The 24,156-nt window shown below is 68.7% G+C and carries 8 protein-coding genes; 2 read left to right on the forward strand and 6 right to left on the reverse strand.

What is annotated here, in order from left to right:
- Positions 1 to 12 precede the first annotated feature (12 nt).
- The 4 genes from pglZ to FGW37_RS24670 all read right to left on the reverse strand — a co-directional run bounded on the left by pglZ (position 13) and on the right by FGW37_RS24670 (position 7,526).
- Positions 13 to 2,925: a BREX-2 system phosphatase PglZ gene (gene pglZ / locus FGW37_RS24655; RefSeq protein ID WP_179083040.1), complete on the reverse strand. Its 2,913-nt coding sequence runs from the start codon at positions 2,923 to 2,925 to the stop codon at positions 13 to 15.
- Positions 2,922 to 6,836 (reverse strand): BREX-2 system ATPase PglY, encoded by a 3,915-nt coding sequence (gene pglY, locus FGW37_RS24660; RefSeq protein ID WP_179084887.1) that lies wholly within the window; start codon positions 6,834 to 6,836, stop codon positions 2,922 to 2,924. Before pglY ends, pglZ begins: the two co-directional genes overlap by 4 nt.
- A 208-nt stretch (positions 6,837 to 7,044) precedes the next feature.
- Positions 7,045 to 7,278, reverse strand: a complete 234-nt coding sequence (locus FGW37_RS24665) for a DUF7848 domain-containing protein (RefSeq protein WP_179083041.1) — start codon at positions 7,276 to 7,278, stop codon at positions 7,045 to 7,047.
- Positions 7,275 to 7,526 carry a hypothetical protein gene (locus FGW37_RS24670; RefSeq protein ID WP_179083042.1) on the reverse strand — a complete coding sequence of 84 codons (252 nt, stop codon included), beginning with the start codon at positions 7,524 to 7,526 and terminating at the stop codon, positions 7,275 to 7,277. The genes FGW37_RS24665 and FGW37_RS24670 overlap by 4 nt, the downstream gene beginning before the upstream one ends.
- A 441-nt stretch (positions 7,527 to 7,967) precedes the next feature.
- Between FGW37_RS24670 and FGW37_RS24675 the strand changes: the two genes are divergently transcribed.
- Positions 7,968 to 8,756 (forward strand): helix-turn-helix domain-containing protein, encoded by a 789-nt coding sequence (locus FGW37_RS24675; protein ID WP_246430852.1) that lies wholly within the window; start codon positions 7,968 to 7,970, stop codon positions 8,754 to 8,756.
- Between the two features lie 108 nt (positions 8,757 to 8,864).
- On the opposite strand, the gene pglX is transcribed toward FGW37_RS24675, so the two are convergent.
- Both pglX and pglW read right to left on the reverse strand, forming a co-directional pair.
- The gene (pglX, locus tag FGW37_RS24685) at positions 8,865 to 12,488 is read right to left on the reverse strand and encodes a BREX-2 system adenine-specific DNA-methyltransferase PglX (protein WP_179083043.1); all 3,624 of its coding nucleotides are present in this window, start codon (positions 12,486 to 12,488) and stop codon (positions 8,865 to 8,867) included.
- A complete protein-coding gene (gene pglW / locus FGW37_RS24690) occupies positions 12,485 to 17,131 on the reverse strand; it encodes a BREX system serine/threonine kinase PglW (RefSeq protein ID WP_179083044.1) in 4,647 nt (1,548 codons plus the stop codon). Before pglW ends, pglX begins: the two co-directional genes overlap by 4 nt.
- A 335-nt stretch (positions 17,132 to 17,466) precedes the next feature.
- Between pglW and FGW37_RS24695 the strand changes: the two genes are divergently transcribed.
- Positions 17,467 to 24,087 (forward strand): DUF3320 domain-containing protein, encoded by a 6,621-nt coding sequence (locus tag FGW37_RS24695; protein WP_246430530.1) that lies wholly within the window; start codon positions 17,467 to 17,469, stop codon positions 24,085 to 24,087.
- The last annotated feature ends 69 nt before the right edge of the window (positions 24,088 to 24,156 follow it).

Below are 24,156 nucleotides of genomic sequence, written 5' to 3' on the forward strand. Positions count from 1 at the left end.
ATCACCGCGACATCACAGGTCGAACTGCATCCGCAGCAGGTCGCTGTGCAGGCGGAGCGTCCGCCCGTCCGGGAGTGTCTCCAGGACTTGCACCCCGTCGTAGTTGAGGAGCTGGCGCAGGATCGCCGCGAAACCGTCGGCCCGGGTGGCGGGGTACTCCGCGCGTTGCGCCAGCGCCGTGACGGGCAGGGTGCCACCTGCGCCGAGGAGAGCCAGGAGCGCCTTTTCCACCTTGTCCTGGGGAGGTTTTCGGGCGGTCAGCAGGCCGTGCTGATATTGGCCCTGGAAACTGTCCGAAGCGAGCAGCGTGGCGACCAGGGACTCGTCCGGCGGCACGAGCGCCGTGGTGATCAGGCTCTCCTCGCTCTCGCACGCCGGTACCAGCGCGACATGGAACAGTGGGTCGTGTGCCTTGGCCAGCTCGGCCTGCGCCTTTGTCGGTTTCTGCCGGCCCGGCCTCCTCGGCGCGGAGGGCGGCCCGGTCTGCGGCACAGCAGGGCGAGGCTGCTGCCCATCCAGACGCCACCACGCCGGCCGCTGATCGCCCAGCTCCCGCCAACCCTTGGGCGGCGTCGCGCCGAAGGGGAGGAAGGCGAGCACAGGGATGGCGAATTCGGCGAGGGACGCACCGCCGTGATAGCCGGCCTTGCGGGCGGTGTAGCGGGAGTCCGCGTCCCACAGGGCGACGACCGAGCCTCCCGGCTCCGGCCAGACCACGCGTGGGCCGGAGAGCGCGACCTCGGTCGCCCCGGCCGGCCCCGCCACCCCCTCCGTCGCACGGTACCGGGCGGACTCGGTGGCGGACGACGCCTTGGCCCTGACGCCGTGGCGGTCCACCACATGCCCGTGATCGCTGGTCAGGAGCACGGCCATACCTTGAGCCGCTGCCACACGGAGCAGTTCCAGCAGCCCGGGGATGTGGTCGGCCTGCCAGGCTCCATCGCCGAGCTTCTGCTCTTTGGCGAGCCTGTCGTCGATGGCGTTCAGTACCACGGCCACATGTGTGCGCCCGTCGGCGAGGGCTTCGGTGAGAGCGGGACCGAAGGTGTCCCCCGCTCCTTCGCCCCGCAGGTCGTCCTTGTGGAACACGGCCGCAGGAGCACCGCCCCAGAACTTGTGGGCGGGGAACAACCGCTTCTCGTCCGCTTGTGAGCCCTTCATCAGCTTCCCGGCGAACAGGGACGTACGGGAGACGGCGGTAACCGTCGGCAGGGCGGCCGCCATCGCACGGCGCATGGGGTCACGCTCATTTACCGGATCGAACTCCGCCCAGGAGGCACGGAGTTCCTCACCCAGCTCACTGGCGATGGCAGCGCTCATCCCGTCCAGCACGAGCAGCAGCACCCGTCGAGCTGCGCTGCCGCGTACGACCGGCTTCACGACGCGGTCGAGGAACGTCTCGACGGTCAGCATCGATTCGGGCGAAGTGCCGGCGGTGGTCCAGCCCGCCAGGACGGGAGCGAAGTTCCGGTCGATCTCGTGCCGGTGCGCACGGATCCGGGCGCCGACCGTGTCATACGCGGACTTCAGAACAGGTTCGGGGTCCCCACCGGCCTCGATGTGCTCAAGCGCCCGGTCCACCCATCCCGTTTCGGTAATCTGGCGCTCGATCGCGGCGGCCACCGTGTCCGACTCGACGGCCGGGTCGCTCGCCAGCCACTGCGCGAGGCGCTGCGCCATACGGGCTCGTTCGATGCGCGCCCGCGCCTCGGGTAGGTCTGCACGTTTGTGCGCGTCCAGGGACCGGACGGCTTTCGCGAGAGGATCGAGCTGTCCGGCCGCGAGAGCCGCTCCCACGGCCGTGAACCTGGCTTCCAGGCCCGCGGGCAACACCGGGCTTGACTCCGCCGCCTTCTCCGCGCCGAACTGGCGGACAAGGGCGGATGCCCGTTCCAGCACGATTTCGCTTATCCGCCGTGCCTCCCGGGCCTGCTCCGTGACACTGCCCGTTCCACGTGCGGCGCGGGTGAACAAGGCGCAGACGTAGTCCTCCGAAGCCCGCCCGAGGGCGGAAGCCAGCGAGTCGAGCTGCTCACCGGCCGCGGGCGGCTGGTCGCCGAACCACCGCTCGGCACGCCCTCGTGCCCGGTAGACGGCGGCGTCCGGCGCGGCGTGCAGCCACAACGCCGCGCACGCCAGGCCGAACGCGACCGCGTCAGCACCGTGCTCGGCCTCGGCCAGAGCCAGGAGCGCCCGGCCTGCGAGGCCCGCCTGCTCCTCCTCGCTCAGGAACGAGGCCAGGCCCTTGCGCTCGGGACCGCGCAGCTGGAGGAACTGCTCGGGGCCGCCGGCCGTCAGGGACCAGCCGAGCAAGGTCTGTGCATCGAGGCTGCCGTCCGCCGGACCGAGCCCCGAGCGGGCCGTCCCGGCCTCGCCGTCGTACGGGCCGAGTTGCAGCCGTCGCAGCGCCAGGGCGGACAGGGCGGTGTGCCGGGACAGCATGCCGCCCGCGATCGGCGGCCAGTTGCCCGGATTGGCGTCCAGCAGCGATTCGGCGGCCCAATTGTCCTTCTTGAGCCGGGGGTCGACCTGCTGCGCGCGGAACGCCTGGCGGACCACGTCCCAGCTGTCCACGGCCTCGATGCGGCGCTTGTGGGCACGGGCCAGAATCGCCGGGTCGAGTTCGTTCTGCTCGCGGTCGGTCAGCACCACGAGGACGTCCGGTCCCGCCGCCCCATCGATGAGGTGGCCGAGGAGCAACTCATGGACGGCGAGCGGGGACGGCGCGGCCGCGATCCGTGCTGTTCGACCGTCGCCCCACACGGGTTCGACGGGCCCCTCCCACTGCGGTGCCGAGCGCAGCAGCACCGCCCGCCGCTTTCCGCCGCCGGTGAGCGAAGCGGCGAGCGAGGACTGGGACGACAAGTACTGCGTGATGGTCGCGAGGTTCAGCCGCACGGCGACCGAGGTGACCGGTGCACTCATGAGTCGATGACCCGCCAGGTGATCTCGATGGTGGCGCCGGGTTCCCGCGAGGCCAACTCCGCGAGTTCAGCCTGCAGTTTCGCCACCGCGCGGGCTGCCGTGGTGCGTCCGCCACCGGACCGGCGACGCACCTTTACCGTGCCGCCGGCGGGCGTGGAGGGTTCGTCCTCCGGGACGGGCGGGTGGCTGGTGTCCGTGGTCAGCGATACATCCCCCGCGCCCCTGGGAGCGGGGACGTGGGGATGTGCGGGCGCGGGCGGCGGGGCGGAGGCTGCCCGGTTGCGCTTGATCAGGGCCAGCACTTCGCGCTGGGTATGTGCCAGGGCATCCCGCAGGTCACCGGTCCGTTGGTCGCCTCGGGCCACGTCCCGCAGCGAGTCGAGGAGCGCCTGTCCTTCCGGCCCTTCTGCCGAGGCCAGCTCGAGCGTGGTCCAGGAGGCCGAGGCCAGAGCTTCGGCCACTGACTTTGCCTGCTTGACCGATGTCCCGTAGCGATCCGCACTGACCGCGCCGAGATCGAAGGAGGCCAGTGTTTCCACCGTCTTCTTCGCTCCTGCGGCCCCATGGCCCGCGGCCCGGGTGAGTGCCTTCATCAGGTCGACGGCCCGCCGGGCGATGCCGAGACGGCCCGCTTCGTCGGTCTCGTCGAGCCCGAGGAAACTGGCGTGCTCCTCCAGTGCTCGTACGAGTTCGGCGGCCGGTTCCTGGCAGGCGCGCGCCTGCTCGGTGATCTGGCGGGCGAACTGGTTGACCATCCGGCCGCGCCGCAGTGTCGGCGCCGTCTCCCCGAAGACCGTCCCGAAGCGCCGTCGGGCCGCCTCCCACTCTTCCTCGGACGCCAGCGGCTGGCTGCGCAGCGTGTCGCGGTCCTTGATCGCCGACAGCTCCGGTGCCGGATCGAGCGGCATGCCCTCGCGCACCCACACCCGGTCGTCCATCTCGGCGAAGGACGCCACCACGAGCTTCGCGACGAAGTCGGGCAGGCCGCGCGGCTGGGGCCGGTCGGTCCAGTCGGTGAGGGTGATCAGGGAGAGGTCCCCGGTGATCCCCTGTTCACGCGCGAGCTGGCGGAAGTGGTCCGCCCAGTAGGGGGACACTTCGAAGTATGCCTCCTTCTGCTGCCCGAGCCGCAGCGGCTGGGCCACCCGCCGCATCAGCTTGCGGTCCCCGGCCGGCACTTCGGTGCGCCCGTCGCGGGCCTCGGCAGCGGCCCGGATGTGTGTGAACACCTTGCGGGCGTCGGCCGCGGTGACGACGGCCTTCGCGGTGCCCTCGGGGTCGAAGTCCGGGTGATCAGGGTACTGCCCGGCGAGCAGTTTGCCCGCAATGTGCCGGATGCCCTCACGCAGGGACTGGCCGAAGGGCAGGGCGAGGCCGTCGACGTCGCGCAGCGACTCCAGGTGGTCGCCGAAGCCGAGCTCCACGTCCGTGGCCTTCTTGTCAGCCAGTCCGTAAGCCTGCTTGAAGGCGGCCTTGACGTTCTTGAGCAGAGCTTCCCGCTGCGTCTCGAGCAGGCCCTTGGCGCGGGCGCGGTTGTCCGCGTTGAGGTGGCCCGCGTACTGGGTGTCGAAACGCTGCTCGTCGGCGAGCGCCTTGTCGATGACGACGAGACGGCGGAAGTCCGCGTACCGCTGGCTGGAGAGATGCGTGGGCAACCACGCGACGGTGCGCCACCGCTCGCCTTGCTGCTTCTCGCGCAGCCCCCGCATCCGGTTGGCGTCATCGACCGCTCCGTACTCGCCCTCGTCGAAGGGCAGGTCGATGGCGATCCGCCAGCGGCCCTCCGTCTGAGGCTCCAGGTCGTGGTCGGGCATCTCGTCCCTGTCCGCGATGTTCCCGAAGACCACCTCGACGCTGCGCTCCGTGCCCCGCCACACGAGGTTCAGCTCGTCACTGAACCTGCCCTGCTCGACGCCCAGCTCCTTCACGAGGATCCGCTTGGCGAGGGCCTGGCGGTTGCCCGGGTTGTCGTTGACGTTCGCGTTGGCTATGACGGAGTCCACGTCGACGCCGGAGAGTTCGAGGCGGACGCCCGCGTTGGCGCCGGTGCCGGTTTCCTTGATCTCCGGGAAGCGGCCCGCCCACTCGGCGATCTTGTTCGTCAGGATGCCGTACTCGCGCCCGGGGATCGGCGCGACGACCGATCCGTAGTTGAGGGCGGACAGCCGCCGGATGGTCAGGTCGGAGAGTGCGGGCGTGCTGGGCGCGAGCGCGGACAGCAGCAGCGTGCCGATGATCCGGTTGTCGCCGGAGAAGGCCTTGGCACGGCCGCGCAGATCCGGGTCGGTGATGCTGTCCGGATCCTTCATGTACCGCTCGACATCCTCCTCCGACACGTTGTACGTGGCGAGGAGGTAGGGGCGCAGCTTGGTCCGGTACAGCTTGTCCGCCGCTTCGAAGACGACTTTCAGGCTGTCCGTGAACGGCTTGTCGCCGCCTGCTGTGATCAGCGGATACAGGTCTCCGACCGGGATCAGGTCGCCCAGGCGCAACCCGTTGCGGTGGTCGGCGAGCAGCTGCCCCATCAGCTTCATACCGGTCCGGTTGCGCTGGAGAGCGGAGGAGACATGGACGAGGGTGTCCATGAACGCCGGCGAGAACGGGTATGTGAGGCGGAAGCTCTCCTCGTCCGCGCCGACGCCGCCGCTGCCGTGGTCGGAGCCGAGAAAGGTGTCCCACACTTCCCGGCGGACCTTGCGGGTCTTAGCGAACTCGGCGTCGACGAGCGCGGCCGCTTCGGTGCTCTTGGGCCGCAGAAGGCGCGCCCGCGCGATCTGGGGGAGGTTACGGTCCTCCAGCGTGATCTTGTCGAACCGGCCGGATGCCTGGTTGAGGGTGTCCCGGATGGCGGATTCGGCCGCCCCGGAGAGCTCTTCGCCGACGAGCTCCCGCAGGTCGCGCTGGCGGGCGATGAACGAGACGATGGGGATGGCGCGGCGTGCGTCGGCACCTTCCACAAAGTTTGCGATCTTGCCGGCTTCCCGCCCTACGAACTTCTGGTCGTGAATCAGGGTGGCGAGCCACAGGATCAGTTCGTCGAGGAAGAGGATCAGCCCGTCATAGCCGAGTGATCGGGCGTGCGCGGCGATGACGGACAGGCCGGCGTCGAGCGAGATGAACCCGTGCTCGTTCTCGACGGCGTTCTGCGCGAAGCCGGGCAGCAGGTTCGTACTCGCGTCCTGCACCAGCCGCGCCCGCAGCTCGATGGGAGCCGACGGGCTGACCAGGTTGATGGCGTGCCCCGCCTCGTGGGTCTCTTCAGCGGTGAGCGCGGCATCCAGGAGGGCCGGGGTCCAGGCGAAGGACTCGCCCCACTCGTCGTCCTCGTCCACGGAGCCGTCACCGGCTGCCGGAGCCAAGCCCTTGATCACGGCCTCGTCGCCCATACGGGCTCGCATGGCTCGGATGTCCGCGAAGAGGGCGTCCGTCCGGTACACCTGCGGAGTGGGCGCATCCGGATGCAGCTTCTTGACATGGCTGACGTAGCCGCCGAGGACCCGCTGCTCCATGGCCTTGGCCCCGAGCATGTGGTACGGCACGAGCAGGAACTTCTTCCCGTCCGTGGTGAGCCACTCATGCTTGGTCAGGAGGGGGTCGAATTCCCGTCGCTCACGGGCGGCCGGGCTGCCGCTGAGGAGGGCGTGCAGTACGGCCATGAAGTGCGACTTACCGGAACCGAACGAGCCGTGCAGGTAGGCGGCCTTGGACCGGTGCGAGTCGAGGGACGCCTTGATGTACCCGAGAGCCTCGTCGAAGTTCTCCAGCAGCCGCTCCGTGACCACGTAATCCTCGAGCGCGGCCCTGGCGCCCTCCGGGGTCGTCGCCTCGGACAGTTGCAGGACGAAGTCCGAGGTGGAGATCGACTCCTTGATGTCGATGACATCGCGGAGCAGAGGCGGCTGCTGGGCCATGGGGGACTCGTTCTCCTTCTGCGTGCTGTGCGGCGTGCGGGCGCTGCCTGTGCCGTTCGGGGCTCCGGACATCCTTTCAGTTATCCGTACTGATCCGTCAGTTCCCTGTGCACGAACCCGGCTTGATGGTGTGACGCGCGCCACTCGGGCGCGGGCATGGAAGGGCCCCCGCCTTGGTGGGCGGGGGCCGAGTCCGGTGACGGACCGGTCATTCCATGAGCGTGGCTCGCCAGCAACGCTGGATGATCTCGCGGTAGGCGGTGTGCGACGGATGACGCCCGCTGTGCGTGAAGGCCCAGTTCCGGGCTGCCTCGAACTCCCGGCAGGGGCCGGACCGGTCGAAGCACACGACGCACTCAAGGTCGTGGGTGACCCGCGGGATGGCGGCGACCTTCTCCTCGCTGATCGTCCACCGGGCGAACCGGATCACGGACCTGCTCACTTTCCCCACCTGCCGCTCTCCGCGTTCGCGGCCTGCACCTTGGCTGTCAGCTTCTCGGCTTCCGTAGCCGGACGGACGTCATCCGGCCGCGCGTCCCATTCGCGGCCGCCCCGCGGCGGGCGAAGCTGGAGGAACGGGCCTTCGTGCCCCATGACCTGACCGATCCGGCCTTGGCGCAGGTCGACGACGAATGCCCCGCTGGGCGGCTTCTGTTGCTTGTGGGTTTCGCGGTGTGTGGCGTTCTTCACCGGCCTGCCTCCTGGGAGGGCAGGCAGCGGAGGTTGATGCCGTGTGCGGACGCCCAGAGTGCGGGGTGGCTATGGCCTGGGGTGAGCTGCGCGCAGCCGCAGGGGCCCTGGGGGGCGGGTGGTGGTACGTGGTGAGGCGGGGGAGGGGCGGGTTGTTCCGCGGTGCGGCGGCGGGAAGTGGTCGGCCAGATGTTCCTTCTCAACCAGCTCAGCCATCGGGGGCTAGGGTCGTGCATTGTCGGCGCTCCTCGTCAGCGTTGGCCATGCCCCCCGGACCGGCTGCACGGTTGCGGGGGTCCTTTCGTTTCGCGTGTCCACCCTGGCTCATCGAGGCGCACTGGGGACACACCCGGCCTGTGACCAAGTGCCCGCATTGGACAGCGAGTTGAAGAAATGTTCGATGGGGTGCATGGGGGCGAGGAGAGGTCTACGCCACGTGCGATGCTGGGGCGGAGGCTCCGCCGCTCGCGTGAGAGGGCTGGCCTGTCGCTGCGCGCCCTTGCGGCGAAAGTCGGTTACCCGTACACGTACATCGGCAGGGTGGAGCGTGGCGAACAGCTTCCCTCAGAGGCCCTTGCTGAATCCTTCGACGTCTACTTCGGCACGGATGGATTGTTTGTCGAGTCGCTCTCCGTGGCGCAAGACATCTTGATTGCCAATTACAGTCGAGAGTTCGTTGTGAAGGAAAGGCAAGCCCTCCGGATTCAGGTGTTCACGAGCAGTCTGATCCCCGGGTTGCTCCAGACGGAAGGCTATGCTCGGGAGTTGTTCCGTGCTGGAATGCCTGGCAAGCACTCTGATGCGTTGGAGGCGCACGTAGCTGCCCGTATGAACCGACAGCGTATCTTCGAACGTGAAGACTCGCCATTTTATTGGGCAATCATTGACGAGGACAGGGGCTCCATCCGATGCTGCTGGTTCAGCGCTTCGACTTGGTGCGCTCAAAGGTGCTGCCAGAGCCTAAGTTTCTCGACCTTATACGTGTTTACCTGGAAGGGTACGCAGATGAAGGCTAGCCGAATGCCGGATACATCTAAGCTGACGACGTGGCGTCGCTCTTCTTGCAGCGGGTCGGAAAACGGGGCTTATGTAGAGGTGCTCGACGGTCTGGCTGATGTTACCCCTGTTCGGGACAGAAGGTTCCTCAAGGCCCAGCGCTCGTCATTCGCAATAGTGCTTGGTCGGCATTCATTTGCGCCGTGCAGAACGGTGGCGTCCCAACTTTCCTGAGCTGAGCGCTGGCTCTGTGCATCCGCTGGAGTCATTATTCGGCAGGGCCGGATCGGCCAATGAAACGGCCCCTGACTTGGTCGGGGGCCGTCGGACTCTGCGGTGAGGTTACTTCTTAGCGGTGCGACGCCCGCGGGCGGCGGCCGGGCGCCAGGCGCGTAGGTTGTCGTCGGTCAGGCCGTGCTCGCCCTGGACCATTTGCCGATCCCCTCGGAAGAACGCGGCAGGGGACGCGCTGAAGGTGGGATCGAACTCGTCGTGCCACTGGTCCAGCCACGGCTGGAGCTCCAGCAGCCCCGCGAGGAACGGCGTCAGCTCCTCAGTGGTCAGCGCTTCGTTGGAGGCGATGTACGCATCGAGGGCGTAAGCCTGCTCGCGGTGATCCCAGCCGGCCCAGCCGTACAGGTGGGGCGTGGCCACGTTGCTCTGCCCGTATGAGATGAACCGCTCCTTGGGAACGTCGAGCTTGCCGCGTGCCCGCCAGTAGGCCGGCCGTAGGAAATCGGCCGAGGTGTACTTCGGCGGTACGGGGATGGAGTCCCGGATCTTCTTCTTGAGCGCCTCGTCCGTCTCGGCGTCCTCTTTGCGCTGGAGATCCCAGACGTGCTCCCAGTCAGCACGCTTCTTCAGTCCGGTGGGCTTGTAGCGCAGGGCCGCCAGGAAGGGGACGTGCTCGTCGGTCATCAGCTCGGCGACGACCGCGGGGAGGTCCTTGCGAGGTGCGTAGATCTTGGCGACGGAGACGAAGTCATCGTCACGGGAGAGGGCATCGATGAGCCGGGAGAGGGTGACGAGGGCGGGCATGTCGTTCTCGTCGTACCAGTGGTCGCGGTTCTCGATGCGGTCGAGGAGCCAGGAGCGCAGGGCCTTCTCCTGGAGGGCGTCCCATCCTTCGGTGGCCCAGCGGCGCTTGTACTCCGGGCGCTCGATCATGCCGATGGCGCGGCTCGACTCGATGGCGTCAATTCGCTTCTGGACGATGTCGCGGTAGGCGGCAGGCCAGTGGACGGGGATCTCGGTGATGGGGGTGGACCCGTGCCGCTTGAACCACTCGTCACTGGCTTCGCCTGCGGCGACGCGGCGGGCGAGAACGATCTCGAAGGCGCGCTCCCCGAGGGCGAGCTCGGGGATGTCGGGGGAATTCGGGTCCTCAGAGACGCGCACGTCTGCGGGGTGCAGGTTGTAGAGCGAGTAGACCTGCCAATCCAGCTCTTCTTGGAGAGCGATCATCCGGGCGCGGGTGGAGTGCCAGGCTTCGCGAGCTTCACGCAGGGCAAGAGTGGAAGGTGCGGCCTTGGCCGCGAGGACGGAGGGACTCGTGCCGGTGAGTCGTTGCGCAAGCGCATCCAGCGCAGTGCCCAAGGAGGCAGGGTAAGTCAAGGGAAGCGGAAACTCTTCCAGTTTGGTTCCTGTGAATTCGAACCGATGCTCCCAAAGCTCGTCGGAGATGCCACCCCCGATGCCGCCGTTTCCCTTGGACTGGCTCACCTGCTTTAGCCAGAAGCCTGCGGTGGAGCTGTTAAGCAACCCGAGCAGCCGCAGGTGCTCCTCTGGGGTCGCTTCCTCCGGAAGTTTGATCAACGGTGCCGTGCGAGTGAAGGAGCTCTCGCTGCGGTCCAACACCACATGATTGTGCGTGGCCACGAAGGCGAAATTGAGAGACCAGGAGTGAGTGCCAACATCCTTGGGGAGCTGGTGCCATTCCCACCACGGGCGGCCGTCGGCGAAGTACGTGCGACCAGAGAATGTTGATCGATTGCCGAGCTCGGTACGATTCGGCCAGAGGATTTGCTTAATATTTGGCATCGCAGTCAAAGGGGCGGTCGACCGTGACGCATCGTAAGGATGGATCACCCAGTTTCTGGTAGTCAGTGAAAGATCGCGAACCTCATCGCCGACTCCGATAGGTTTTATGAAGTCTTGCTCAGCGTGATGGGCCCTGAGTGCCCGCAGTGGCATCGTGAGGGCGTCGTCAGCATGTGTGTCACCGTAGAACCCAATGCGAACAACTTGTGACTTGAGTGAAGCCGGACTTGAGGCTGAAATGGTTTCGATCATTTCCAGACCGCCATCGGTCAGAATCCACGGGTGCCTACCGAAGTACCGCTCCCGCCCCAGATCATCCACAGAAACCCACTGGCTGGCCGATCCAGGTTGGTCCATCTGCTCAATGATCGCTTGCCAAACCTGCCCATCTTCCGGTTCTTCGGGAGCTGATGGCTCGCCCTGGATGCTGCGTACTGTGCGGATCGTTTCCGAACGTCGCCTTCCGATTCGACGTCTTCCTACGAGAATGACCGTGGGTGTCCCGTGCCCAGGGATGTAGGCTCCCGAGGTGTCGATGACTTCAGTCAATTCCACCTCGTTCCCGAAGTAGCTCTCGATCAGCCTTTTACCGAACTCCCGCTTCATGAAGGAGTTTGCAGTGATCTGGCCGACCATGCCGTATCCTCGCCCGCCGTTCGTATCGCCGACCTTCGCGAGCTCGAAGAACCGCTGAGCGAAGGGCACCGATAGTGCGTACGTTCCAGCACACGCGTCATACAATTCACGGTACAAAGAGTTGAGCTTCTTGTCCTTCACTGTGATATATGGTGGATTACCAACCACCACGTGATACCGCCCCGGCTCCAGAATCCCCGGGTGCTCGTGCACATCCTCCGTCTCGTACGTGAACTCCGCGAGTTCGTCCGCCCCCTCGGCATCCGAGTCGTCGAACAAATTCCCCTGCTGATGCCGCCGCTTGATCAGCGAGTCCCCCACCGCCAAGTGAACCGGCCACTCATACTTCCCGGCATCCGCCACCGTTCTGACCCCACTCGCAGCCATAGCCGCAACCAGCAACCGGAAGCGCGCAATAGCCACCGCGAACGGGTTCAGATCAACCCCGTGCACCGAATCCAGCGCAGCCCGCACCCGCTCGTGCAGATCTCTCCCCGGCCGGCCCTCCGCCCACCGCCGCAGCAACCGCCGGAAAGCACCCAGCACAAAGTGCCCCGACCCGCACGTAGGGTCGATCATCTTCAGGCCCTCGTAGCCGAACTCCCGGACCGCCGGGTCCATCGTCCGGTCGAGGATGAACTCCTCCACGAACTCCGGTGTCTGGAGCAGCGCGTACGTCTTCCGAGCGGCCTCGCTCAGGTCCTGGTACAGGTCGCCCAGGAAGCGCGTGTCCCAGCCCTCCGTACCGTCCTCGTTCAGCGGGTCCGTGAAGTCGTGCACCAGCGCACCCGACTCGTCCCGCGTACGCCAGAACTCGATCAAATCCCGAGCCCCGTCGTGCGACAGCGGGATCTGATACAGGGCGTTGTGCCGCCGGTCGAACAGCAGCCGGCCCGCCTGCCCTGCCCCCAGCTCATCGAACGCTCGCTCAAGCCATCCACGGAACGTGGGGTCGTCGTCCTTCGCGACGTACTCCTCGTGACGCGCGAGTGCCAAGTCCCGGCGGTCGTCCTCCGGTGCCGTGACATACGGCTCCGGGATCAGCCCGTTGTCCTCGCAGAACCGCACAAACACGGTTCCCAGGACCCAGGCCACCCCCACCTGCGTGATCCGGTCGTCCAGCCAGGAGTTCCACGTCGCCGCCGTACGTCCGAGCTCGCGCGCCCGGTCGTATTCCTCGCGCAGTCGGAGGCCCACCTCCGTGACGGCCCTCACCTGCCTCGCCAGGTCAGCCTCGACCGCCTTGACCTGCAGCTTGAGGTCGTTTAAAAGAGCCTTGCGGTCGATCACTTGACGTCTCCCTCGGTTCCCGTGGTGTCATTCGTACCTGTGTCGCCGGACCGGTGCGCGTTGTCCACCCACGAGTCCGGAATCTCTATCCACTCGCCCAGGCCCGCCTGGTACGCCACTGCGACATGGCCCAGTTTCGGCTCCCGCGCCGGATCTCCCTGCGGGACCAGGAGCCAGAGGCCACGCCCGCCCTGCCGGGCGGCCTCCGCGAGCCGGTGGAGGACGCTCATGGCGTCGTACCGGGCGAACACCGCGGTCTCGGTCAGCAGGACCGGGCCCGACGACGAGTCCGACCCGCCGACGTTCAGCAGCGTGCGCACCCGTGGCTCCACCGCACCCCACGCCGTCCGCGCGTACTCGGCGAACTTCATCGCGCCGCGCGACCCCGGATCGGCGACGTCCGCCTTGAGCAGCGTCTCCCAGGTCGGCTTCGTCCCCGGCGGGACCAGGGCGTGCATGGCCTCCAGGAACAGCTCCGTGACCGAGACGACTTCGGCACCGAACCGGTCCGCCCGCCTCAGCTGTCCCGCCGCCTTCCACGCATTGTCCTGTTGCACCGTCAGAACGCGGTACCCGTCCCGTCGCGCCGAGTCCGCCAGCCGTTCCTCCGCGCGGACCGCCCCCGCGAGCAGCGGATCGTCGGAGTAGCGCGTCACCGCACCCACATCGGTGGCCCGGCGCCAGGCACCGCTCGTCAGGTAGCTGGACGAGCTGTCGACGCGTGTGGGCAGATAGCGCAAGGTCCCCGTGTCCTCGTGCCTCGACAGGGTGAGGTCGAAGCCCGCCTCTCGCAGCCTTTTGGTCAGTGGGCCATCGGTCGGCAGCTCGTGGGTGAGGATGCCGCGGCTGTCCCGGACGACGAGTTCGGGGAAGCGCGCCCGTACGCGCTCGTGGATGTCCATGCCGGTCAGCCCGGGCTGGCGGGCCTCGGGCATTCCGGGGATCAGGGGTACGAGGCCGGCCTGGGTGAGGCGCAGCGCGCGGACCAGGGGCAGATCGCGTGGGTAGATCTCCAGACGCGGGGTAGCCGCGGCGTTGAGCGAGGCCGCCGCCGCCAGGTCCACAATCCGGCGTTCGTCCCAGTCCAACGTGCCCGGCGGCAGGGTGAGCGCGCCCAACTCGGCGAGGACCGTCGTGGCGGTGGGGAGAGTGTCCAGTTTGGCGAGCCGGTCGGCGGTGCGGCCCAGCCGTGTCGCGTAGTCGAGGAGGCCGGGCGCGGTCGGGGTGTCCGGGGCGTCGTTCTCCCGCACGTCCAGGGCGAGCAGGCCCGCGCCGAGAGCTTCCTCCGTGGCCTTGCGGTTGGGCTGGTGCTGGAACTCGGCGTCCTGGGGGTTGAGTTGCTCCACTTCGACCACGGCCCGTACCGCGGCGAGTGCGAGACTCCGCCGCTGCTCGCGCCGGGGCAGCTGTGTGCCGCGCCGTACGGCCAGGGCGTCGGCTATTTCGACGGCCGAGGCCACCCGGCCGAGGCCGGCCAGCAGATCCATGACCTCCTCACGCAGTGCCTGGACCGCCGGGTGCTTCTTCCAGCGGCCGCGCTCCTCCTTGAGCATCTGCGGGATGCGCCCGGCCGACAGGCCGAGCTCCTCCGCGACGTCCTTCTGCTTGGGCCAGACGCCGATGCCGGGCAGCTCGCCGCGCTCGTCGGGCAGGCGCAGCAGCAAGCGGACCATTTCGACTTTGTTGCGATTGGAACCGTTGTTGTTCAGCTCCGGGACGAAGATCGTGGCGAGGGTGTCGAGGCTGACCTGGCGCAGTGCGGCGCCGGCCAGGCCACCCGCGTTCTCACGCTCCGCAAGGGCGTCGAGGACGGCCGACTCGGCGGCGGACAGCTGCGCGAGTTCTTCCTTGGCCTCGGCCCGGCCTCGCGGGGTCAGCGGCGAAACCGGAGCCTCGCGCAGCCGCTCGCCCCACTCACGCTGGCGCTGCTGCACCTCGCCGCGGGTCTTGGCCCCCAGGCCCGGCGCGTTCAGGAGTTTGCGGCGGCTGTAGTCGAGGAGGTCGCCGACCGTGGTGATGCCGAGGCCGTAGAGGAAGGACTCGGCGGCCGGGGTGAGACCGGCGGCCGACAGATGCGTGTCACGGGTGACCTGCTCGGCCAGCCGCTCACGCTGCTGCTCGGCGGTGAGCGGCTCGGCGTCCGGGATAGCGGCCCGCCCGCCAGGCGTCTGCGCAGGCGCCTCCGGGTGGCGGGAGCGATGGCTGGACGTGACGGTCTGCCCGGCGTCCAGGAAGATCTTCTTCCAGGCGTCCCGCATCGGCTTGAGTTCGGGGAAGCGCTTGGTGGCGTCCCGGTGCAAGGCCTTCCGGAAGAAGGCGACCAGGCCGTCCCGGACAGCGGGCTCGAAGGCGTCGGCGGCGATCGTCGGGCAGGGGAATTCCTTCGGGTCCGTCATCCTGGGGAGGACAGCACCGTTACCCCATCTGGGAAGCTCGCCCGAGGCCATCTCGTGCAGGGTGACCGCGACCGCGTACCGCTCGGCGTGCGAGTCGTACGCGCCGCGGGTGAGCGAGCCGATGAACGGGTCCAGGTAGCCTTCCGTGCCGGCGTCGTGGTCCGTGGCCGGGTAGCCGGCCAGCGAGAAGTCGATGAGGACCAGTTCGCGGGTGCGGTTCGGGCGGACGCGAATGGCGATGTTGTCCGGCTTGATGTCGCGGTGCCAGACGCTCTCGCCCTCCAGGAAGTCGACAGCCCCGAAAAGATAGTCCCCGTACGCCTCCAGCTGGTCGATCGGGAGGCGGCCCCGCTCCCGCAGCTGGAGGGCGACCGTCTCCTCGCGGCGCCGCGCGCGGGCGCCGGACTCGGTGCCCTCGCCGTTGCCCTCCCGCTCGTCGCCGACGTACTCCAGAGCGAGGACCGTGCGGTCCGCGATGCGCAGGGGCTCCGGCTCGACCAGGCGGATGATCCGGGAGTCGGGACGCAGGCTCCTCATGACCGCGGCCTCACGGGCCAGGATCTCGCCCCTGCTGTCGGAGAGCGCCACCTTGAGCACGGCCAGTGGGCGGGTCCTGCGGGCCTCGGCCTCGAAGTCGCGCACCAGGAAGGCGCGGCTGGTCGATCCCGTACCGAGGCGGCGGCGGACCTCCCAGCGGCCCCCGAGGACGTCGCCCGCGACAGCCTCCAGAGGATCTTTTTCGGAGACCTCGGGAGCGGACGGGGACGTCAGCGTGTCCTCGACCAGCTCCAGCATCTCCAGGAACTCGTCTACAGAGGACAGGCGTTGTTCAGGGCGGTAGGCAGTGGCCGCCTGCACCAGCTCGTCGATGTCCTCGGACAGGCCGTCCACCAGCGAGCTGGGACGCAGGCCCTCGCCCGCCTCGAGACGGGCGAGGAGCTCGGCCTGGCTCGCGGCCGGCGCCCTGCCCGTGACCAGCAGATAGGTGAGGACACCGAGGCCGTACACGTCCAGGGACACCGGGTCGGCTTCGAGCGCGGTCAGCTCGGGGGCGAGATACGGGTCGGAGCCTTCGGCCACGTGCATGGCGGACAGCGCCGTCGGCGCGAACCGGCTCGCGCCTTGTGCGGAACGGCCGCTGACGCTGCGCTGCGCCGCGATCTGCCAGTCGGAGATCTGCAGGTACGGGGCGAGCCATGCCGCCTCTTCGCCGATCGCCTGTTCCTTGGGCCCCCGGTTGCGTGGAATGACGTGCACCGAGCGCGCCGCCAGGGCCCGGTGGTGGATACGGCTGGAATGCGCCGATCGCATCGTCTCGGCGAGCTGGCGTACGAGCGCCATGCGGCCGAGGATGTCGAGCTGCTGCCCGTGCTGGAGCAGGTACTCGTCCAGACGCAGGGTCTGCGGGTGGTAGTCGAAGATCAGCGCGGGCCCCGCCGAGTGCCCGGACGGATCGTACTGCTTGAGCTGGACGGCGCCGGGGTGGCGGAAGCGCCGCAGGACCGCGGCCTCGCGCCGGGCGGCGCGCTCCACCGACTGCCGGATCGAGGCGTCCGAGCCACGCTCTCGCAGGTAGATGCGGACGCGGGCCAGTTCGGGTAACTCGCTGTGACGGGCCAGGCAGTCGGCCCAGGTCGGTCCGGAGTCGAAGGACTTCCGCTCCAGGTGGTACGGGCCGACCTTGTATTCGGCCTGGCTGCGGTTGATGCCGATCCGCTCGAGCGCGGCCTTGATCTCGCGCGATTCGACAGCAGTGATCCGGTGCCGCTCGTCGCGCGGTGGCCGCTTCAGCATGTCGACCAACTCGGCGATGGTGTGGACGCCGTTGAGGTCGTTGGCCGGAAGGCGAACGCGGAGCGCGTCATCGGTGAAACAGACGGCCTCGCCGACCCACACGCGCTTGGAGTGCTGCCTCAGCAGCCCGGCCAGCTCCTTCGCCTTTTTGTTGGCCAGGTGCAGGGGATTGCCGTGCGTGCGGCGGTGGCCGTTCTGGGTGGTCTGGACCCAGGTGCCGTTCTCGCTGGTGACCGAGCCGTGCCAGTCCTTGAGCTCGATCAGGTATACGCCACCGGGGGCGACGACGAGGAGGTCGACCTCGCGGACGTGACCGCTGTTCGCGGTGAAGGTGAAGTTCGACCAGGCACGCCAGGGGTCGGAGTCGGGCAGCCGCCCGCGGAGGGAGTCCAGGCCCCGGCGCTCATGGACGAACTCGGACTCGGTGACCGTGGTCCACCGGCCTTCACGCATGCACTGTCCCCCCGCATCTTGATCTCTGTGGTGAACGGCTGCCCGCCTGCCGTCCCTCCCGAACGGGATAATTCAGGCAAGCCGATCTCCAGCTGTATGTGCGGATCGTATAATCCTGTCCATCAGCGAGGGGGGCCAGCTGACGTTGTGTGGGGTTCGAGCGGGAGAACCGCCTGGTCCCATGCCGTGCCGCGGTCCGGGGAACTCTGGTGAGCACCCCTCATGAGTGACGACCAGTGGGGAAGAGCGTGGCGGATCCGGGAGCTTTGGGCGCCGACGACGGAGTCGAACGACTCAAGGTGATCCTGGCGGGGTGGAGGTCCTCCCTCGTCGACTTGAGCGGACGCAACCGGTTGCTCAACTTCCGGCACACCAAGGCGGCGACCCTGGAGATCCTGTCGCCGTCGGCCGACACTCTCTGCGACCGTCTCGGCCGGGGATGGGACTTCGCTCCGCTGCCCGAGGAAGAGCCGCTGCTCGATGAGAACGGGCGCGAGTCGGCGGAACCGGACAACCTGCCGGATACGCGGCGCGCCGACGCCGACGGCGGGATCGTTACCCAGAAGAAGACAAGCCACGCGCTGCTGCGTGCTCTGCGCAACCTGCGGAGCAAGTCGGTGCAGATCTTCAACGATTACGGCTTGTGGACGCTTCAACTCGGTGTGGGCATGCTCCACTGGCGCGACGACGGGGCACATACCGGCAGTGACGCACCCCTCGTGCTGCTGCCGGTACGGATCGAGCGCCTGGCGAACGGGCGCATGCGGCTGCGGGCGAACGAGGACGAGGAACCCCGGCTCAACCCGGCGCTGAAGGTGAAGCTGGAGCAGTTCGGCATCGACTGGACGCCGGTGACCGATCTGGACCCCCTCGACATCACCGCCGTCCTGGAAGCCGCCGCCCGTGCCGTGGAGGGGAAGGCGGGGTGGGCCGTTTCCTCCCGGGCGGTCGTCGCTCTGTTCGCCTCGCACAAGGAGTCGATGTACCAGGACCTGCTGGACAACGAAGAGCGGGTCGTCAGAAGCGATCTCGTCCGAGCACTCGCGCTCGGGCCGGACAACGGGCTGGCGCCCGACCGGTTCGACTTCGAAGAGATCGACCTGGATCGCGTCGACGAGCTGAGCCCGCCCGAGGACAGCCCGCTCGTGCTCGACGCCGACGCATCACAGCGACAGGCGATCGCCGCGGCCGTGGCCGGGCGGTCCTTCGTGCTGGACGGGCCTCCCGGCACCGGCAAGAGCCAGACGATCACCAACATGATCGCCGGCCTCATGCACGCCGGGCGCACCGTGCTGTTCGTCAGTGAGAAGGCCGCGGCGCTCGACGTCGTGCTGAACCGTCTCAAGGCCGTCGGCCTGGACTCGTACGCGCTCGCCCTCCACAGTCACAACACCGCCCGTCAGTCCGTCGCCCGGGAATTGGGCCGGGCCCTCACAGAGGAGCCGCAGGCGCCGGGGCTGGCCGACGAGGCGGTGGCGCGGGCCCGGGAGGCCCGGCAGTCGCTCAGTGCGTACGCGGACGCGATGAACGAGGTGCGGGAGCCACTGAGGCGCACCCTGCACGACGTGATCGGGAGGGTCGGCCAGTTGTCCGAGGCGCCTGTGGCCTACCTCGGCCCTGGCAGTGCCGGGGCGTCTCACGGTTCGGCCACCTTCCGGCCGGACGCGCTGGATGCCCAGGACCTGGAGATCATCAACCAGGCGGCCCAGGTCATCGCCGGGTCCTGGGACACAGTCGCCGATCCGGACTTTCCCTGGCGGGATCTGCGGCCTGACGCGCCGCATCCCCGCCCCGCGCTGGAGCAGGCCGTGGCGGCCCGGGAGGCGCTGGCCGCCGCCGTGGCCCGGTACCGGGATCTCTCACCCGACGGCGAGCCCATCGACGAGCAGCTTGCCGTCGACCGCCTGATCCGGCTCCTGGGACTGCTCGACTCCCGCGTCACGGTCCCGGAGAGCTGGCTGACGACGGAACGGTTCGCGGACGCGGTTCAGGACCCCGTCGATTCCTTTCTCGGGGACCTGAGCAGGACCGGACGGGCACGCGATGCCGCCCGGATCGCGGTCGGCGTGCGCTGGCAGGAGTTGTCCCCCCGGTTGCGAGCCGAGCCGGGGGACGCCGAGCGGGCTCTGAGGCTCTTGTCGCCGGCCGGCCTCGATCTCGCGGACCTCACTGAGGAGCAGGCCCGTGCCATCGCGGCCGAATGCGAGGCCGCCGGTGCCCTTGTGGAGCACGCGCAGCGGACTCTGGCGGAGCTCTGCGATCGCGCGGGCGTCGAGCAAGCAGCCGGCCTTGAGCAGGCCCGGAGTCTCTGCACGCTCCTGGCCACGGCGGGCGCGGAGCACCGCCCGCCGGCAGCCTGGCTGACGCCCGGCGGGGTGGCCCGGGCCGAGACCGCGGCGACGGGCGCGGTCGCCGACGGATTGCGGTCCTTCTTCTCCCGCCGGGACCGTGCGCTGTCCGCCCAGGCGCTTGCCGTATCGGCGGCGGGTCCCGGCTGGCGGGACGTGCCGGCGGAGCTGAGCGCGGAGCCCTCCCCCGAGGAGATCTCACTGGCCGTACTGGAGCCGCGCGGCGCCGATGTCGTGGCATTCACCCGGCCGCAGGCGGAGCGGCTCGCCGAGCGGTTCCAGGAACTGAGCCGATGCCTCGATGCCTGGGGCGGGCGAATGGACAACGCCGCGGACCTGCTGGGCATGCCCCGGCCGCGATCGGTGGCGGAAGCCGAGGACCTGATCGCGGTCATCGATTCGGCCGCCGCCCCGCACAGGTGTCCGGGCGCCTGGCTCGACCCGGAGGTCCTGCCCCGCGTCCGGTCCGCCGTGACGGAGATCGTCGCCGCGGCGGAGACGTTGCGAGCCGCCGAGGCCGCCGCTCGCGACACCTTCGCCGACGCCGTGGTGTCCGCCGAGGACCTCCCCGAGACCGTACAGCGACTCGCACAGGGCAGCCGTGGCGTAAGCGCCCTGCTGTCCAGCCGTACACGCGCGGACCGCAAGTTCATCGCGCACCTGACACACGGCGGAGCGTGGCGACGAGAGCTCTACGCCGAACTTCCGCGGGCGCGGGACTGGTACGAGGCCCACCGGCACATGTGCGCTCTCGCGACCGGTCATGCCGGGTTGATCGGCGATTACGCCACCGCGGATCTGCCTGACGTAGAAGCCCTGCGGGATGCTCTGGCGCACGCGGAGACCGTGCACCGGCTGGCACCGGACGCCGTCGCCCATCCCCGGAGACGGGCACGGCTCGCGGCCCATGTCGCCGCCGGACGGGAGCTCGGCGCGGAGCTGCGTGACAGCGAGCCGGAGCTGCGCCGCGGCTTGGAGAGGTGGAAGCACGGCCTGGAGGAACCGGACCTCGACGCGTACGCCGACGACTTGGCCAAGACGCCTCCGGCCCAGGCCGCAGCCTGGCTCCGCGCCCACATGGCGCCGCTGCGGCAGGCCGTCGCCCTGCTGGGCGCTGTCTCGGCGGCCGGTGGTGACGGCGTCCCGGAACACACCCTCGCCTCCGCTCGGACCGCGATCGTCGCCGCGCACGCCGCGCAGCGGGAGACCGCCGCGTTCGACGCCCGGGCAGCGGACGACATGACTCTCCTCGGCCCCTGGTACCGCGGCCTCGAAACGGACCCGGGCAGCATCGACGAGAGCAGCCCTCAAGGCATCACGGGTTACGAGTCCATCGGGCAGCTCCTGCGCCGGGCCCGGGACGGTGGGCAGCCGGAGCCGTCGGCCACGTCCGAGCAGCGCAATCTGCTGGGCCGGTACGCCGACGGGGACCGGATCGACACGGCGGCCCTGTGCGGCGCGCTCGAATCCGCCGACTTGGTCGCGCGACTCGTCCCCGCCACCCTCGCCGATCCGGCGCGGAGATCTCGCCTGGCCGACGTCTTGGCCGATGGCGCGCTCGTGCACCACGAACTGCTCGACAGCGTGGCGGCGGTTCGTCGTGCTCTGGACGAATGGGAAGCGTTCACCAGGAAGCCGCACCTCGTATCAAGGAGGTCTGTACTCCTCACGCTGCCGCTGAGTGGTGCGGCCGCGTGGTTGCGCGCTCACGTGGAACCGCTGGAGGACGCGGCCGATCTCGTTCACTCCGCGGCCCGTGCCATGGGTGACCGTGCCGTGACCCTCACCCGAGCCCGCGAGGCGGTGGCGGCGGTCATGTCAGCACGTGAGGCCGAGGCGCGATTCAGAGAGCATGCGGCGGACCACCGGAACCTGCTTGGCCCCCTTTACCGGGACGTGGACACGGACCGACACGAGGTGCGGGCCGCGGTGGACTGGGCGCAGGAGGTCCGGCGGACCGCGCACGGCGGCCACGCGGCGCCGCTGTCCACAGCGTCAGCGCGCATGATGCTGACCGCGCCGGCCGACGCTTCCGTCACGACGCGGAATGATGACTGGCGCCGCCAGCGAGACGTACTGGTCAGCCATTTCGCTCCCGCACGCGCCGATGAGCTGCGGCGCGAACTCGCCCGGTCTCTGGAGGCCGCGCACGAGGGGTTGGCGCGTCTGGACGAGGACCGGCACGGTCCGGAGGCATGGACCGAGTGCGCCGTGGCCCTGGACCGGCTGGGAGCGTTCGGGCTCGGAGGCATGCCTCGACAACTGACCGAGCGACGGGTCGAGGCCGAGGCGTTCCCCGCGGCGGTGGAGCGTGCCGTGCTCACAGCGTGGATCGAGCACCATCTGGCGCTCGATGCCCGTTTGAAGCCGGTACGAGCCACCGAGCGTGACCAGTTGGTGGACACCTTCCGGGCGGCCGACCGCGACCTTGTGGAAGCAGCCCATGCCGAGGTCATCAGCGCGTGCAACGCCCGGCGCCCTCGCCGCACGTCGGTGGGGCAGGCGGCAGTGATCCGGAGAGAGGCCGAGAAGAAGCGACGGCACATGCCCGTGCGCCGGCTGCTGGCAGAGACTCGTGAGGTCGCACAACTCACCAAGCCCTGCCTCATGATGAGCCCGCTCACGGTCAGTCAGTTCCTGCCGATGGACTTCACCTTCGACGTGGTCATCTTCGACGAGGCATCGCAGGTCCTCCCGCAGGACGCCGTCAACTCCGTGTACCGCGGTCGCGCGCTCATCGTGGCCGGAGACCAGAAGCAGCTACCACCCACGTCGTTCTTCAGCACAGGGGCCGAAGACGACGACGAGGACGAGTGGGACGAGAACGCCCCCGTCGGCTTCGAGTCCGTCCTGGATATCTGCAAGGGCAGCGGCGTACTGCGCAGTCTGTCCCTGCGCTGGCACTACCGCAGCCGTCACGAGAACCTCATCGCCTTCAGCAATCACGAGTTCTACGAGGGAGATCTGATCACGTTCCCGGGAGCCCTGGAACAGGCGCCGGACATCGGCGTGGAGTTCATCAAGGCCGACGGCGTCTACGACAGGGGCGGGCAGAGCAACAATCCCATCGAGGCGGCGACGGTGGCACAGCGAGTCATCCACCACTTCACCACCCGCCCCCACCTCACGCTCGGCGTGGTCGCACTCTCCAAGGCGCAGGCAGAAACCATCGAGGAGGAGCTCCACAAAGCCAGGGCCGGACGTCCTGACCTCGATCAGTACTTCACCGAGGACCGTCTCGACGGGTTCTTCGTGAAGAACCTCGAAACCGTGCAGGGCGACGAGCGCGACGTCATCATCCTGTCGGTCGGTTACGGCCCTGACCAGAAGGGCAGGCTGCTCTCGACATTCGGCCCGCTCAACAAGGAGGGTGGCTGGCGGCGCCTCAACGTGGCCGTGACCCGGGCCCGTCGGCGCATGGAGGTCGTCGCTTCCTTCCACGGAGGCGATCTGAAAGAGAGCACCAACGGCGGTGTGCGCGCGCTCCAGCGGTATCTGGAGTACGCCGCGAACGGCCCACGAGTGCTCCGGACCGAAGCCGCCGCTCCGGACGCCGGACCGGAGAGCCCCTTCGAGGAAGAGGTCTTCGCACTCCTCCGTGGCTGGGGGTACTCCGTACAGCCTCAGGTGGGTGTCGCCGGCTACCGGATCGACATGGCCATACGCCATCCGGATGCCCCCGGTACATACGCACTCGGCATCGAGTGCGACGGCGCCATGTATCACTCCTCGCGGGCGGCCCGGGACCGGGACCGGCTGCGGGAGTCGGTGCTCCGTGAGCTCGGCTGGCGTCTGCACCGGATCTGGGGTACGGACTGGTACCGGAACCGCAGGGACGCGATGGAGCGGCTGCGGGCTGCAGTGGAAGCAGCCTGCGTGGCCGACCCGCACGCATCATCCGCTCCACCGGTGACACCATCGGTCGAATCCACGGATGCACCAGTTACCGAAGGTCCTCCCGAAGCCGTACAGCCTGTTCATTTCGTACCGGTGGTCGTCACCTCTGCGTCATGGAGTCGGCCGTACCAGGAGGCCGAAACTGCGCTGCTGGCCGAGGTGCGTGCACGTGCGTGCGCCCGGCTGGGCGTGCCGGGGATCGAGCTCCAGGACCCCGGCGCAGCCGAGGCCATCGCCGAAGTGGCCCTCTGCGCTATCGAAGTGGAGGGGCCGGTCGAGGAGGAGATGATCTTCACCAGGGTCCGCACGGCGTGGGGCCTCAATCGCGCGGGGCAGGTCGTTCGGGACAGAATCCAGTGGGCGCTGCGCAGCCTTGCGCGCCAAGGCAAGATCGTGCGGAGCGGGACGGCCTACGACCGGCCTGGGCGGGAGATCGCTTGCATGCGAACGCCGACACCGGAGTGCAACCGGAAGGTCGGGCTTGTCCCCGCGGTCGAGCGACGGTTTGCTCTGTGCCGTGTAGTGGACGAAGGGCCCGGCACTCACCGCCAGGACCTGATCCGCGAAACGGCGCGGCTCTTCGGCTGGACCCGGATAGGCCCCGACATCCGTCATGGGTTGACGGCGGACATCGATGCATTGATCGCCGAGGGACGCCTGGTGGAGACGGAAAGCGGGATCATGCCGGTCGGGCCTCCACCTGGAAGCTGATTACTGCCTTCGATGAGGAGCGCGGTCCGGCAGTCCGGAGGCCGGGGAGGCCGTGTGAGCGGCGGCCTT

The organism is Streptomyces rectiverticillatus, from assembly GCF_013394065.1.
Lineage (GTDB): Bacteria > Actinomycetota > Actinomycetes > Streptomycetales > Streptomycetaceae > Streptomyces > Streptomyces rectiverticillatus.

Bases quoted from the DNA above. Each gene is read 5' to 3' on its own strand.
- pglZ (WP_179083040.1), bottom strand. From the start codon at position 2,925: ATGAGTGCACCGGTCACCTCGGTCGCCGTGCGGCTGAACCTCGCGACC.
- pglY (WP_179084887.1), bottom strand. From the start codon at position 6,836: ATGGCCCAGCAGCCGCCTCTGCTCCGCGATGTCATCGACATCAAGGAG.
- FGW37_RS24675 (WP_246430852.1), top strand. From the start codon at position 7,968: ATGCTGGGGCGGAGGCTCCGCCGCTCGCGTGAGAGGGCTGGCCTGTCG.
- pglW (WP_179083044.1), bottom strand. From the start codon at position 17,131: ATGCGTGAAGGCCGGTGGACCACGGTCACCGAGTCCGAGTTCGTCCAT.